This window comes from Lactobacillus sp. ESL0791, from assembly GCF_029433255.1.
In the GTDB taxonomy this organism is placed as follows: Bacteria; Bacillota; Bacilli; order Lactobacillales; family Lactobacillaceae; genus Lactobacillus.
This window is the reverse complement of sequence record NZ_JAQTHU010000001.1, coordinates 1,013,335-1,026,720: the sequence shown is the minus strand read 5'-3', so window position 1 is coordinate 1,026,720 and position 13,386 is coordinate 1,013,335. Positions and strand designations below refer to the sequence as shown.

The window sequence follows — 13,386 nt, the reverse complement described above, 5'->3', positions numbered from 1 at the left end:
AATTATTCTAGGGCATTAGCACCACTGACAATTTCGGTTATTTCAGTGGTGATTTCTGCCTGTCTTGCACGGTTTAATTCAGTACTTAAACTTGACACTAAATCATCAACATTATCTGTTGCACTTTGCATTGCTGTCATTGAACTAGCATGTTCAGCAGTTTTGGCGTCTAAAATGGCACCATATATCGTTGAACGCGCATACTGCGGGATCAGCGTTGCTAACACAGTGTTAATATCCGGCTTAATATCGTATTCTAATTCTTTGTGAGCTTCGGCTTCCTCAACACCGATGTCTAAATCAACGATCGGCAACATTTTTTCAACCCGAAATGCAGATGACAGTGAGTTGATATGGTGAGTGTAACAAACATACAGCTCATCATAAACTCCATTTAAATACATTTTAATCGCGGTTGAAACAATTGGTAAAACCTCGCTAAATGTTGGCACATCCGTAATGTCGTCATTTTCATAAACAACATTCAGATTATTCTTTTGGAAAAACTGAGCGCCAACAGAACCGATAGCCAAAACCTTAACGTCTTTATTTTGCGCCTTGGAATCCTCAAACAACCCCATCATATTTTTAATGACCGCACTATTATAAGAACCAACAAGTCCTCGGTTGCCAGTAACAACTAGGTAACCAGTGGATTTGACCTCTTTGCGTTCCTTAATCATGTCCGAAGCAATTCCCAGACCAAAAACATTGGCGTAATCAATCTTAGCGATATTTTCTTCATCAACTTTAATTTTTTCTTTACGCAAGTGATCAATTACTTGCGTACTCATTAAGTGTGATAAAGTCTCGCGCACATGATCATTGTAAACTGTATAACCCTGATCACGTTTTTCGGTTTGATTTAGTTTCGATGCCGAAACCATATGCATGGCCTCGGTAATTTTACCGGTTTGCTTAACCGAAGCAATTTTTTTCTTCAACTCAAGTAAAGATGCAGGCATAATTACCTCCTAATTATTACTTGGTGAAAAACTATCACTAAATTTTTCAATTGCAGCTTGCAATTTCTTCTCATCCGGCAATTCGCCTGTCTGCTGAATTTGTGTAAGCATGTCACCATGATTACTGTCAAAGTCAGCATACAGTTCTTGCTCAAAGCGGGCAATGTCCTCTACAGGAACCGAATCTAAATATCCGTGCGTCAGTGCATACAAAATCACAACTTGCTTTTCAACAGGAATTGGATCATGCAGCGGCTGCTTCAATACTTCAACAATTCTTCGTCCGCGGTTTAACTTGGCCTGCGTTGCTTGATCTAGATCACTGCCAAACTGGGCAAAACTTTCTAGTTCATGATAAGCTGCAAGGTCAGTCCGCAGGGTGCCGGCAACTTTCTTCATTGCTTTAATCTGCGCACTACCACCAACACGGGAAACGGAGTTACCAGCATCAATTGCGGGACGGGTGCCAGCAAAGAATAAGTCGCTTTGCAAGAAAATCTGTCCGTCAGTGATGGAAATAACATTCGTTGGAATATAAGCGGAAATATCCCCGGCTTCAGTTTGAATAAACGGCAAAGCGGTCATTGAGCCCCCACCAAGTTTATCGCTCAACTTTGCACTCCGTTCAAGCAAACGTGAGTGCAGGTAGAATACATCACCCGGATATGCTTCACGACCAGGCGGACGACGAAGTAATAGGGAAAGTTCACGGTAAGCAACTGCTTGCTTAGATAGATCGTCAAAGACAATCAGTACGTCCTTCCCATTGTACATAAATTCTTCGCCCATCGCCGTTCCGGCGTAAGGAGCAATATACAGCATCGGTGCCGGTTCACTTGGACCAGCCTCGACAACAATCGTATAATCCATGGCGCCAAAACGCTTGAGGGTTTCAACCTGCGTTCGCACAGTTGATTCCTTTTGACCAATAAAGACATAAATACAAATTACATCTTGCCCTTTTTGATTCAAAATTGTATCAATTGCCAAACTGGTTTTACCGGTTTTCCGATCACCGATGATCAGCTCACGCTGTCCCCGGCCAATTGGAACCAAGGCATCAATTGCCTTAATCCCCGTTTGTAACGGCTGATTAACAGACTGACGCTCCATAACTCCTGGTGCGTTGTCTTCAATCGGGCGCGTCTTATCAGTTTTGATCTCACCTAAACCGTCAACTGCTTGACCCAAAGGATTAACAACGCGGCCGATTAAAGCATCACCAACGGGAACCCGCATGATCTGCCCGGTTCGCTTAACCCGGTCGCCCTCACGGATATTATCAAAATCACCCAAAATAATGATACCAACATCATTAGTTTCAAGGTTTTGGGCAATCCCGTAAGAGCCATTAGCAAATTCCAACAACTCATTGGCTAACACATTGTTTAATCCATGCGCGCGGGCGATACCATCACCAATATAAGTCACAACCCCAACTTCATCAATATCGAGTTTGTCGTCATAATGTTCGAGCTGCTGCTTGATTAAAGAGCTAATTTCTTCTGCTTTAATGCTCAATGGTTTCACCTCTTTTAATTTTTACTAATTAGCTGTGTGCGAATCTTCTTCAGTTTATTTTTAACTGAACCATTGATTACACGATCCTCAATCTCAAGGATCACACCGCCAATAATATTAGGATCAACTTGATTTTCAAGTAAGACTGCATTCAAATGATATTTCTCTGCAATACTCTTACTCAACTTGTCAAGTTGGTCATTGTCTAGTTTCACTGCAGTAATTGCAACTCCAGAAGTAATGCCTTTTGCCTTGTCATAAAGATAAGTAAACTCATCAATGATTGCGAGTAAATTGCCGAAGCGGTTATACTCAAGCAAAAAATCTAAAAAAGCTTTAACTTCACTGCAAAAACCTTGGGCGATTGCGGATAAAGTTGCCTTTTTTTCATTGCTATCCAAAATTGGATCACTTAAAACAGCGATAATTTGCGGATTAGCCACAACAGCTTTTTTTAATTCCTGCAAATCATCAAAAACAGGGTCTAACGCATTCATATCCTGCGCATAACCAACTAGTGCAGTACCATAGCGGGTAGCTATTTCTTCTTTACTCAGAGCCATTATTTATTCAGCCCCTTAATGAACTGGTCAACCAAATCTTTTTGATCGGCTGCAGATAAATTCTTGGCAATTATCTTTTCCGCAATTGCGACCGAAATGTCTGCAACTTCCCCGCGTGCTTCATTCAAAGCATCGGTTTTGGCTTGAGCGGCATCTACTTCAGCCTTCTTGTGAATTGACGAGGCATTTTCGTTTGCATCAGCTAAAATTTGGCTGCTCGTCTTTTCTGCATTGACTTTTGCGTCAGAGAGAATTTGTGTTGCTTCTTGCCGCGAATTCTTTAAGGCAGCTTCACGCTGATTAGCCAAAAGCTCAGCTTTCTTGCGGCTATCTGCAGCTGAATCTAAATCATTAATCACTTTTTGCCGTCTTTTTTCCATCATTGCGGAAACCGGTCCCCACGCATAGTGTTTGACCAAAACGAGCAAAAGCGCAAAAACGATTAGATACCAGATAGCATTGCCTAAATAAATATGCTGTGAGGCTGCAAATAATATTTGAAATGTCATTTACTGCCCTTCTCTCTTTTCTGAACCTAAATTATTTTCCACGAGATAATTATAAGAAGAGAATCATGAAGGCAACAACAACTGCTAAGATAGGAACAGACTCAATCAGGGCAACCCCGATAATCATTGTTGACCGCAAATTGCTGTATGCTTCTGGTTGACGGGCAATACTTTCAACCGTCTTGGTAATAACCTTACCATTACCCCATGCTGCTGCAAAGGCTGCTGCGCCAGCTACTAATGCTGCTGCAAGATACTTAAATACTTGTGCCATAATAAACCTCCAAAATAATTATTCTGTCGTAACTTTTTTACCAACATAAACCATCGATAAAGTTACAAAAACATATGCCTGAATGGAACCAATGAAAACTGAAAATCCTTGCCAAATCATGGCTAAGGGAGCAGCGATAATCATTGTCGGCAGACCAAAGCTCATGGCAAAGCGGTCACCGATTAATGATAGTAGCACTTCTCCAGCATAAATGTTCCCGTATAAACGAAGTGACAAGGTCAAAAAGTTCGTAACTTCCTCAATCAAGTTGATTGGGAATAAAAAGCTAAACGGTTCAGCATAGCTCTTCCAGTAACCCTTAATGCCCTTCTTCTGCATTCCAAACGAAAACGATAAAAGCAAGGTCATCATTGCAAAGGTCATCGTCGTCACCGGATCAGCCGTTGGCGACCTAACAATCATTGTATTTCCTACTTTGACTTCCAAAAACAAGCCCAACTGGTTCATAAACCAAATAAACATGAACAAGACAAACGCATAAAGCGACAAATGCCGTTGCGCATCTGGATCACTGACATTACCCTTAACAATGCCGTCGGTAAAATCAAGCAGACACTCAAGTGCGTTTTGTTTTTTGTTTGGCTTCATTTCGACTTCGCGCGAAAGCAAAATACAAACTACAAAGATTACTACTGCCATCAGCGTCGAGCCGATAATCCCAGCAAGATCAAAGTTTAAACCTAAAAATTTAAAAACATATGAGCCGTCCAATCCCTTGCTGACCTCCCTTCTTGTGCCAAATAACAAACACGACTATTATCTTAACACCAAAAAATAATTTTGTATAAGTTGAAACCGCATTTAATTTAAAAAATGATTAATTAGCAACTATTTTGTTCCAAATAATCTGTCACCGGCATCCCCAAGACCTGGGAAAATGTAGCCGTTAGACAATAATTTCTCATCTTCAGCTGCGGCATATATATCTACATCCGGATTCTCTTCCTGAACTGCCTTCACACCTTCCGGTGCCGCAACTAAAACTGCCAATTTAATATCCTTGACACCGCGCTTTTTCAAAGCAGAAATTGCCATATTGGCCGAACCACCAGTAGCCAGCATTGGGTCAACGACTAAACATTGCCGTTCTGCAACATCTTTTGGCATCTTGCAGAAATATTCATGCGGCTCAAGTGTTTTTTCGTCACGGTACATCCCGATAACACCGACTTTAGCAGTTGGCACCATTTCCATGACCCCGTTAAGCATTCCCATACCAGCCCGCAGAATCGGAACAATGGTCAGCTTTTTACCGGCAATTTCTTTTTGGGTGGTCTTGCCAATGGGCGTCTCAATTTCCACATCCTTAAGCGGCAAGTCCCTGGTTATTTCGTAGGTCATCAGACCGCCGATTTCGCCAACAATCTGCCGAAACTCGTTTGAGCCTGTTTCCTTACGTCTAATAATTGTCAGCTTGTGCTGAATCAAGGGATGATCCAATACTGTAAATTTTCCCATATCTTCCTCCTAAATAAAAACATACTTAATAAATATTTTAATCAAAAAGGCACAGGGTTTAAAGCCCCATGCCTTATTTTTTTAATATTTAAAATGGTGACCGGCAGCAGCCTTATTCAGACGATTCATGTAAGCAAGGCTTTTTTCACCTTGAGCAAAGCCCTGAACATAAATTTGCGTAATACTACTTTTATCATCAAAATAGCGCAAACCACCGAATAAGTTGTGATCCGCATCCTCTAAATTATTCCCCAGATTAAATTTATTTTCCTCTGGCAAAGGGATTTTTGCTAATTCAGCCGCTAACGCCATAACACCGGTAGCATTAGTAAAGGGAACCTTAGCAAAATCTTCCACACGGTCCACAACGATAACTGGAGCACTCGGAGCATAATGCCGGTACTTCATCCCAGGAGCCTTCGGCACTTCCTTATCTGACACCTTGCCAGTGTTGATTAGCACTTTTTCACCTAAAACTGCGCTAATCTCTTCCGGGGTAATTTCACCGGGACGTAAAACTACTGGGGAGGCAACCGACAAATCAACAATTGTCGACTCCAAGCCAACCCTTGTTGGACCGCCATCAATAATTCCGGCAATCTTGCCCTTTAGGTCATGATAAACGTGCACCGCAGTCGTGGGGCTAGGTTTGGTCGAAGTATTAGCCGACGGTCCAACGATTGGAGAACCCAGCTTGGCAATCAAATCATGGGTTAAGCGGTCATCAGGGCAGCGGAAGGCTACCGTATCCAGACCGCCGGTGACGGCTTTGGGCAAGGAACCTGGTTTAACAAACAACAGCAAGGTCAGCGGACCCGGCCAAAAATGTTTAATTAATTTTTGCGCGCGTTCAGGAATTTCTTTAGCGTAACTTGCCATCATTTTTTCATCTGCAACGGTGACAATCAAAGGATTATCGCTGGGACGCCCTTTAGCAGCATAAACGCGCTTGACGGACTTCTCATTGGTCGCAATCGCACCTAAGCCATAAACGGTTTCTGTGGGAAAAGCGACAAGCTCTCCCTGCGCCAGCAACTTGACCGCTTCATCTATTTGTTCTTTAGAAAAAATTTTCGTTTCCATTATTTTTGCCACTTTCCATGTACCATGCGTGGCTTACCAGCCATGTCATTTCTAAATTCAAGCGTAAAATCGGGCAGCGCGTCCGCAAATAATGCCTGAAGCTGCTCTTTTTCGTGATAACCATATTCCAAGAAGAACTCCCCGTGGCTGTTTAAGTGTTCAGGCATCTGCTTTGCAAATTTACGGTAAAAATCAAGCCCGTCCGCGCCCGCAAACAAGGCCTCCTTAGGCTCATTTGCTAAAACATTCTGGTCCATGTCAGCCTTTTCACTGGTTTTAATGTAAGGCGGATTAGAAATGATCTTGTCAAACTTTTCTAGGCCAATTAGCACATTCGCTTTCCGGATAGTTACATCTAAGTCATAGGTAAGAAAATTTTCTTCGGCAGTTCTAAGCGCCGCATCGGTAACATCGGAAGCATACAGGTCTAACTTTTCAATTCCTTTTTTCTCTGCTTCCTTACCTAAGGCGACGGTAATGCACCCGGATCCTGTTCCTAAGTCTAATACTTTTTCACCTGATTTAAGTGTTTCTAATGCCCAAGCAACCAGTTCTTCGGTCTCAAACCGGGGAATCAAAACACCAGGCTGCACCATAATTTTGTAGCCCCAAAACCAGGCATAACCCAAAATATATTGCGGCGACTGCCCCTTAGCCAGTCTTTTAACATCCTTTTGCGCCTGTTGTTCTTGTTCAGTTGTTAAAACCATGTCCTGCTTTAGCGCAAACTCACTCGGCGTCAAATTAAGCCGCTCAAACAGCAGGTAATCAATATCTTCCGAGCGGACGTCTACTGCCTCTTCTCCTGCCAGCAAACGGATTTCTCTTAAAGTCTTAGGCATTCTCTGCCAACTCCTCCAGCTGCTTAGTTTGGTTATACAGAATTAGTGCGTCAATAATTTCATCAAGTTCGCCGTTCATCACCCGGTCAAGTTTATTTAAAGTTAATCCAATCCGGTGATCGGTCACCCGATTTTGGGGATAGTTATAAGTCCGTATCCGCTCAGACCGGTCGCCCGTACCCACGGCATTTTTTCTCTTCTCATCGTATTTGTCACGGTGTTCACTCTCATAGTAATCATAAACACGCGATTTCAAAATCTGCATCGCCTTTTCCCGGTTCTGCTGCTGGCTACGCTGATCCTGCATGGCCACAACTATTCCTGTCGGCAAGTGCGTCATCCGAACGGCACTGGAGGTCTTGTTAATATGCTGGCCGCCAGCACCGCTGGAACGATAAACATCGACCCGGATATCTTTCGGGTCAAGGTCAAGGTCAACCTGCTCGTATTCCGGCATGACCGCAACCGTTGCCGTTGAGGTATGGACACGACCTTGCGATTCGGTGACGGGTACCCGCTGCACCCGGTGGGCGCCATTTTCGTACTTGAGCTTAGAGTAAACTTTTTCGCCAGTAATCATAATTGCAATCCGCTTATAGCCGCCGACCTCCGTTGGTTCACTATCAACGACCGAGACCTGCCAACTTTGCCGCTCTGCATATTTTTCATACATCCGCAGCAGGTCACCGGCAAAAAGTGACGCTTCATCACCGCCAGCTGCCCCCCGAATTTCCATGATGATATCCTTATCATCATTGGGGTCTTTCGGCAGCATCAAAATTTTAATCTGGTCCTCCAGCTGGGTGATTTCTTCGTCTAAATCGTTATTTTCTTCCTTGGCCATTGCCACCAAATCGGCATCGCTTTCGCTTGAAATGATTTCCTTATTATCTGCAATCTCCTTTTTGTCAGCCTTATATTTTCGATATTTTTGCACAACTTCGCGCAAATCGGCCTCTTCTTTGGAAATTTCCATGTAGCGTTTGGTATCGTTAATTACTTCGGGATCGGCCATCATCTCCTGAAGTTCTTCATAATGCGCCTCTAAACTCTCCAATTGGGCCATTACCTTATCCATTTAACAAGTTCCTTTCTTATTTCATCTCGGGGTGATAATAGTGATAGCGACAAACAGGATAGTAGCTCTCGTCGCCGCCAATCTGAACCTGTTCACCTTCGTAAACCGGCTGATTATTATTGATCCGCAAATTCATTGTTGCCTTATGCCCGCAGAAGTGACAAATCGTCTTCATTTCTTCTATCTTATCAGCAAAAATCAAAAGATTTTCGCTGCCTTCAAACAAATGATTTTGAAAGTCATTTTTTAGGCCAAAAGTCATGACGGGAATATTTAATTCATCAACAATCTTGGCGCACTCCAAAACATGGTGCCGTTTCAGAAACTGTGCTTCGTCAATTAAAACACAAGCAAGTTTCCCATTTCCGTCATCTTTATCTTTTTTATTAATCCTGCTAATATATTCTAGCAAATTCATTTCATCAGTTACAGGGATCGCCTTACGCTTCATCCCGATTCTTGAGGAAATAACGCCTAACCCGCTTCGATCATCGACGTTACTCGTCATCAACGCAATTTTGCGGCCTTGGGCTTCGTAATTATGCGCCACCTTTAAAATTTCAATTGTCTTGCCGCTGCTCATTGCACCGTAGCGAAAAAATAGCTGTGCCATTGTTCTTCTCCCCTAAAAAATTCATCCAGTTATCTAGTATAGATGAAAATGAAATTATGTGCAGTGATTAAATCGTAAAAACTCGTTTTACTTTTTTCTATATGCTATAGTTAAATTTGGTTTTTAGATGAGGAATGATGACATGAATCTTAAAGCGAAAATTGCTAAAACAACAGGAAAATCTGCGTACTGGTTTCTTCATAACGTCATGAAGGGCGGCACCAGTTTTCCCGGAAAAATCGCAATGAAAATTGACCCCAATGTGCTTAGTGCACTTGCAAAAAACTACGAAACAATTATTGTAACAGGCACAAATGGTAAAACGATGACCACAGCCCTGATCGTCGAGGCACTGCGCCAAAAATACGGCGATATCTTAACTAATCCATCGGGTTCAAACATGGAACAGGGAATTGTCACGGCATTTTTGGCACACAAAAATAAAAAGGCTAGCCGCAAAATTGCCGTTTTGGAAGTTGATGAGGCCAACGTCAAAATGGTCACGGAGTTGGTTCATCCGACAGCCTTTGTTTTAACTAATATTTTTCGTGACCAAATGGACCGTTACGGGGAAATTTACACAACTTACGAAAAAATCGTCAGCGGAATTAAATTGGCCCCTCAGGCAATCATTATTGCTAATGGTGACGCCAGCATTTTTTCTTCAGTCGCACTGCCTAATAAAAAAGTCTATTACGGCTTTAACCTTGAAGACCGGTCGCAGACAGAGGATTTAAAGGCACCGGTAAATACCGATGGTGTCCTGTGTCCAAAATGTGATCACATCCTGTATTTCCATCAACGCATTTATGCCAACTTGGGCAACTTCTTTTGTCCCAACTGCGGTTATCAGCGGCCTAAACTAACATATACGGTTAACCAGATTATTTCGCAGTCGCCTAGCAGTCTAAAGTTTCGGATGGGTGAAAAAGAATATGCCATTAATATTGGCGGAGCCTACAATATCTACAATGCATTAGCAGCCTATGCTGTGGCGCGGGAATTTGGCTTAAGCGATGAGGAAGTTGCACAGGCATTTGCGAAAAACAAGCGTGTTTTTGGCAGGCAGGAACTAATTAATTATGCCGGTAAGCAGATTGACCTAATCCTAGTTAAAAATCCTGTGGGACTTGATGAGGTGCTCCATATGCTGAACACCGAAGAAGACGATTATTCGCTGGTTGCCTTGCTGAATGCCAACCACGCGGACGGAATTGACACTTCTTGGATCTGGGATGGCGATTTTGAAAGCCTGAACCGCAAGCAGATTAAAAAAATTATTGTTGGTGGTGAGCGCAGTCGCGACATGCACTTCCGTTTAGAAGTTGCAGGGTTTGCCAAAGACAAGATGATAACTAAAAGCGATTACAACGGTGTGATTGCAGAAATTAAAAGCTTGCCGACCACAAAAGTCTATATTCTTTCAACTTATACTGCCCTCTTGGCCTTGCGCAAGGCAATGGCCGAAAAGAAAATTATTAAGGCAGGAATGTAAAAGGTTCAACTAGCTAAATGAAGTGGGAACTTTCATAGCTAGTTGAACTTTTTTGTAGGTTTATAAGAAAAGATGGATTATTTATTTTTATTTACAAAATAAAGCCAGATCATGTGAAGCAAAAGAATAATTACAAATAAGACTACCCAAACGGTTAGGGAAATTATCCGATTATCCATTGTGTTCACGGCGCCTCTACCATCTACTTTTCTTAGCCAAATAAACAATGCACCGATCACAAAAATAATGGTAAACAAAATACTGCTGACTTTTAACTTTTTCATTTTCCTATCCTAATTCTTTACATATAAAATAAACTATATTACTATTAAAGCATTATTACCAAGCGAAATCTACAGGGATTTAAAAATTATGGCGATGCAATTACTCTTTTTTGAGTAATAGTAGTTTAAGGTCAATTTGATTGACCTGTTTTGAGCCATACCGATTTAATTTAAATCAATCTAATTGATTTAGAAAATCCGCTATCATTCAAATTGACCACGAAAAAAGGAGTAGCAAAACGCGACCCCATATAAAACCATTATCCTAATTTAAGGAGGTAGTCAGCATTCCCAAGTATCATTTCTGCTATAATAAAAAAGAGAGCAGTGGTATTGCCCACACGCTCCCTTTAAAATTTTGGGCTATTTCTTAAAATGGTCATACAACCATGAAGAAATTAAGTTAGCTAGTATACCTGATACTAGACCCAAAAGAAATGTTTCCATTTGAGGTTTACACCCCCTAGAATTACCATAATTAAGATTGGTTAAGTCTTAGATAATTCCATTTGTTGTTACTATTCACAGCCAAGCCTAAAAAGCCCTCCATCTTTAGACAGTTGGGGGCTTTCTTTTGACTAAATATGCTTATTTCTCGATTAACTCTTTAAGCTGATACGGTTTGCCCGCCATTAGCCGCTCTAATGCTTTAGTCGGATTTTTCCCGTTGCGGTAACTGGTTTCTAGGTAGCTGCGAATCGCCGCATAATTTTTACTGCTAGTGATATTTTCAAATTGCCCCGCTACCTTCATTTTACTTTTTACTCCGCGTAAGCTGCGTTCACTTAAATTATTAGAAAATGGTAAGTTGAAATTTGTCACCCAGGAAAAGTATTCTGGTGTGTAGTCAACTATCCGTTTAATCAATGCTCGCTCAGTCGGCGCATAATAACTATTGCTTGTTGTTTTACTTTCCTCATGCCCTAAAGCTAAGGCTTGATTTAATTTGAAATAAAAATTGGCTTCGGTTGTTTCATCAAAACTTGAGCTTCCTTGGCTAAGCAGCTCTTTGCGATTAATATTAGTCAAACTAATTAATTTGCGTAAATCTTTGGCCCATTGATGTCCAGTATTATCAACGCATTTTTGTAAGTCACGCATTAGATGGACATTGCATTCAACGTTGGCGTAATTAAAGATAGGATTATAATTAACCTTATTATTGTCATGCATTACATGACAGTCAGCTGGCAGTTGAGTTAACAGTGCATCGTCTTTTATACTCTTCAAATCTTTATGTTCATGGGCACGATATAAAGCTAATTTTTCCGTTCCATAGTAGCGCAGACAGGCCCGCTTAGTATTAACCATTACTACCGTATCGTCCCAATAAAGCAGCTTTTGTTTAAGTAGTTTCTGCTTTAATTCCCGACCAAATGGCTTTAGGCCCTTAGCAGCCTGCTTTTGTAGTTTTGCTAGGTAGCCTTGGCTGGGGCGTAAGTTATCGTAAGTCAAGCCCATAATCATGCGCTGCGTTTTATCTAAACTGACATTGGCTTCGTTCATTAAGGACAAAGCATAAGCTTTCAGAATAGGGCCGTATTGGTTAGCTTCTTTCAAATTATTAGGAATTGCTTCATAACTCTTCTTACCACAATCATCACAGATATAAGTAGGAAATTCATGCCGGCGTTTAATAATTACTATCTGAAAGTCTAATTCATCCTTAGTCTTAACCTTAGTTGTTTTTCTAATGTGTCTACCGTGACAATTAGGACAAACCGTCAATTCATGGGTAACATGTTCAGTTACTTCAGCGGCAGTAAAAGGGGCTAAACTGGATTTGGTATGTCCTTTTTGATCACCTTTAGTTTTATTAGACTTGACCCGAGAGTTAGGGATCCGCTTTTTCTGATTAATCTTGGTCTGACTAGTTGGTAAGCCAATGTTGTTGCTATCAGTTTTAGCTAAAGTTTGGTAATGATCATTATCTTTAACTAAACTAGCCAATTGAGCTTTGAGATGTGCAACTTCTTTAGTTAAGCGTTGAATTTTAGTAGTAGATGCTTTATTCTGCCGCACAAGTTTGGCTTTTTCCTGTAGCAGTCGGTCAATTCTAAGTTCGTCAGCCTGAAAGTCGGCGAACAATTTAGCTTGATAATTTGTAGAGCGCATCGCAACTCCTCCTCAAAACAGCAACTATTATAACGGAAAAGAAGAAAAAAGCCCACCTATAAAATGAGTGAACTAAATTTAGCTGTGAATAGTAACCATTTGTCATTTTACCAGAATTTTATTCATTGACAATGACCTAAAATATTGTAGAATGATATTGAAATGATTTTCATTTGGGGTTAGCCTCAAAAAGTCCTAAAGCTGGTTACTTTAGGCAGTCATTAAAATGATCCTCTGTTAGTAGCAATGCTTTCAGAGGATTTTTTAATACCGTCGCAAAACACGACTGAATAACTCAATAACGTTTCGTTATCCAGCAAGGTTTACGGCGATTTAACTTAAACAGACAATTTAACACCCTAAAGGAATGCACCAAAAGTTGTAACCTAAGTACCTAATTTGATGTAATTTCAAAAAACCGCAAAAAACAAAAATGCCTTAGTATCAACGTTTTAAGCTAGTTGAAACTAAGACAAATCATGAATATTGGGATATCCGGGCTCGAACCGAAACATGCAGGAACCAGAAACCTGTGCCTTACCATTTGGCTATATCCCATTGATAA

14 protein-coding genes and 1 tRNA gene are annotated in these 13,386 nt (G+C 41.2%); 1 reads left to right on the top strand and 14 read right to left on the bottom strand.

The window, feature by feature from the left end; translation table 11 throughout:
- Window positions 1–2: 2 nt before the first annotated feature.
- The 11 genes from PT285_RS05125 to PT285_RS05075 form a co-directional block, all read right to left on the bottom strand.
- Window positions 3–965 (bottom strand): F0F1 ATP synthase subunit gamma, encoded by a 963-nt coding sequence (locus tag PT285_RS05125; protein ID WP_277148395.1) that lies wholly within the window; start codon window positions 963–965, stop codon window positions 3–5.
- Between the two features lie 9 nt (window positions 966–974).
- On the bottom strand, window positions 975–2,486 hold the full coding sequence (atpA, locus tag PT285_RS05120) for a F0F1 ATP synthase subunit alpha (RefSeq protein ID WP_277148393.1): 1,512 nt from the start codon (window positions 2,484–2,486) through the stop codon (window positions 975–977).
- A gap of 14 nt (window positions 2,487–2,500) precedes the next feature.
- Complete coding sequence (gene atpH, locus PT285_RS05115) at window positions 2,501–3,049, bottom strand: ATP synthase F1 subunit delta (protein ID WP_277148391.1); 549 nt, start codon at window positions 3,047–3,049, stop codon at window positions 2,501–2,503.
- Window positions 3,049–3,558: a F0F1 ATP synthase subunit B gene (gene atpF / locus PT285_RS05110; protein ID WP_277148389.1), complete on the bottom strand. Its 510-nt coding sequence runs from the start codon at window positions 3,556–3,558 to the stop codon at window positions 3,049–3,051. Before atpF ends, atpH begins: the two co-directional genes overlap by 1 nt.
- A gap of 49 nt (window positions 3,559–3,607) precedes the next feature.
- The gene (gene atpE, locus PT285_RS05105) at window positions 3,608–3,832 is read right to left on the bottom strand and encodes a F0F1 ATP synthase subunit C (RefSeq protein ID WP_277148387.1); all 225 of its coding nucleotides are present in this window, start codon (window positions 3,830–3,832) and stop codon (window positions 3,608–3,610) included.
- 18 nt (window positions 3,833–3,850) lie between these two features.
- The gene (atpB, locus tag PT285_RS05100) at window positions 3,851–4,564 is read right to left on the bottom strand and encodes a F0F1 ATP synthase subunit A (RefSeq protein ID WP_277148385.1); all 714 of its coding nucleotides are present in this window, start codon (window positions 4,562–4,564) and stop codon (window positions 3,851–3,853) included.
- Window positions 4,565–4,681: 117 nt separating this feature from the next.
- The gene (upp, locus tag PT285_RS05095; RefSeq protein WP_277148383.1) at window positions 4,682–5,311 is read right to left on the bottom strand and encodes a uracil phosphoribosyltransferase; all 630 of its coding nucleotides are present in this window, start codon (window positions 5,309–5,311) and stop codon (window positions 4,682–4,684) included.
- Between the two features lie 81 nt (window positions 5,312–5,392).
- Window positions 5,393–6,394, bottom strand: a complete 1,002-nt coding sequence (locus PT285_RS05090; protein WP_277148380.1) for an L-threonylcarbamoyladenylate synthase — start codon at window positions 6,392–6,394, stop codon at window positions 5,393–5,395.
- Window positions 6,394–7,236, bottom strand: coding sequence for a peptide chain release factor N(5)-glutamine methyltransferase (gene prmC / locus PT285_RS05085; protein ID WP_277148377.1), 843 nt, complete (start codon window positions 7,234–7,236; stop codon window positions 6,394–6,396). Before prmC ends, PT285_RS05090 begins: the two co-directional genes overlap by 1 nt.
- Window positions 7,229–8,314, bottom strand: coding sequence for a peptide chain release factor 1 (gene prfA, locus PT285_RS05080; RefSeq protein ID WP_277148375.1), 1,086 nt, complete (start codon window positions 8,312–8,314; stop codon window positions 7,229–7,231). The genes prmC and prfA overlap by 8 nt, the downstream gene beginning before the upstream one ends.
- Window positions 8,315–8,330: 16 nt before the next feature.
- Window positions 8,331–8,927 (bottom strand): thymidine kinase, encoded by a 597-nt coding sequence (locus PT285_RS05075; RefSeq protein WP_277148373.1) that lies wholly within the window; start codon window positions 8,925–8,927, stop codon window positions 8,331–8,333.
- A 142-nt stretch (window positions 8,928–9,069) separates the two neighbouring features.
- Between PT285_RS05075 and PT285_RS05070 the strand changes: the two genes are divergently transcribed.
- Window positions 9,070–10,422: a Mur ligase family protein gene (locus PT285_RS05070; RefSeq protein WP_277148371.1), complete on the top strand. Its 1,353-nt coding sequence runs from the start codon at window positions 9,070–9,072 to the stop codon at window positions 10,420–10,422.
- A 77-nt stretch (window positions 10,423–10,499) separates the two neighbouring features.
- Here PT285_RS05070 and PT285_RS05065 read toward each other — a convergent pair whose 3' ends face one another.
- The 3 genes from PT285_RS05065 to PT285_RS05055 form a co-directional block, all read right to left on the bottom strand.
- Window positions 10,500–10,706 (bottom strand): DUF3923 family protein, encoded by a 207-nt coding sequence (locus PT285_RS05065; protein WP_277148369.1) that lies wholly within the window; start codon window positions 10,704–10,706, stop codon window positions 10,500–10,502.
- 588 nt (window positions 10,707–11,294) lie between these two features.
- Window positions 11,295–12,821, bottom strand: a complete 1,527-nt coding sequence (locus PT285_RS05060) for a transposase (RefSeq protein WP_277148367.1) — start codon at window positions 12,819–12,821, stop codon at window positions 11,295–11,297.
- A gap of 486 nt (window positions 12,822–13,307) precedes the next feature.
- A tRNA-Gln gene (locus tag PT285_RS05055) sits at window positions 13,308–13,379 on the bottom strand.
- Window positions 13,380–13,386: the final 7 nt, after the last annotated feature.

Excerpts from the sequence above, each read along its gene's own strand:
- PT285_RS05125 (WP_277148395.1), bottom strand. The coding sequence starts at position 965 with ATGCCTGCATCTTTACTTGAGTTGAAGAAAAAAATTGCTTCGGTTAAG.
- atpH (WP_277148391.1), bottom strand. The coding sequence starts at position 3,049 with ATGGCTCTGAGTAAAGAAGAAATAGCTACCCGCTATGGTACTGCACTA.
- atpF (WP_277148389.1), bottom strand. The coding sequence starts at position 3,558 with ATGACATTTCAAATATTATTTGCAGCCTCACAGCATATTTATTTAGGC.
- atpE (WP_277148387.1), bottom strand. The coding sequence starts at position 3,832 with ATGGCACAAGTATTTAAGTATCTTGCAGCAGCATTAGTAGCTGGCGCA.
- upp (WP_277148383.1), bottom strand. The coding sequence starts at position 5,311 with ATGGGAAAATTTACAGTATTGGATCATCCCTTGATTCAGCACAAGCTG.
- PT285_RS05090 (WP_277148380.1), bottom strand. The coding sequence starts at position 6,394 with ATGGAAACGAAAATTTTTTCTAAAGAACAAATAGATGAAGCGGTCAAG.
- prmC (WP_277148377.1), bottom strand. The coding sequence starts at position 7,236 with ATGCCTAAGACTTTAAGAGAAATCCGTTTGCTGGCAGGAGAAGAGGCA.
- prfA (WP_277148375.1), bottom strand. The coding sequence starts at position 8,314 with ATGGATAAGGTAATGGCCCAATTGGAGAGTTTAGAGGCGCATTATGAA.
- PT285_RS05075 (WP_277148373.1), bottom strand. The coding sequence starts at position 8,927 with ATGGCACAGCTATTTTTTCGCTACGGTGCAATGAGCAGCGGCAAGACA.
- PT285_RS05070 (WP_277148371.1), top strand. The coding sequence starts at position 9,070 with ATGAATCTTAAAGCGAAAATTGCTAAAACAACAGGAAAATCTGCGTAC.
- PT285_RS05065 (WP_277148369.1), bottom strand. The coding sequence starts at position 10,706 with ATGAAAAAGTTAAAAGTCAGCAGTATTTTGTTTACCATTATTTTTGTG.
- PT285_RS05060 (WP_277148367.1), bottom strand. The coding sequence starts at position 12,821 with ATGCGCTCTACAAATTATCAAGCTAAATTGTTCGCCGACTTTCAGGCT.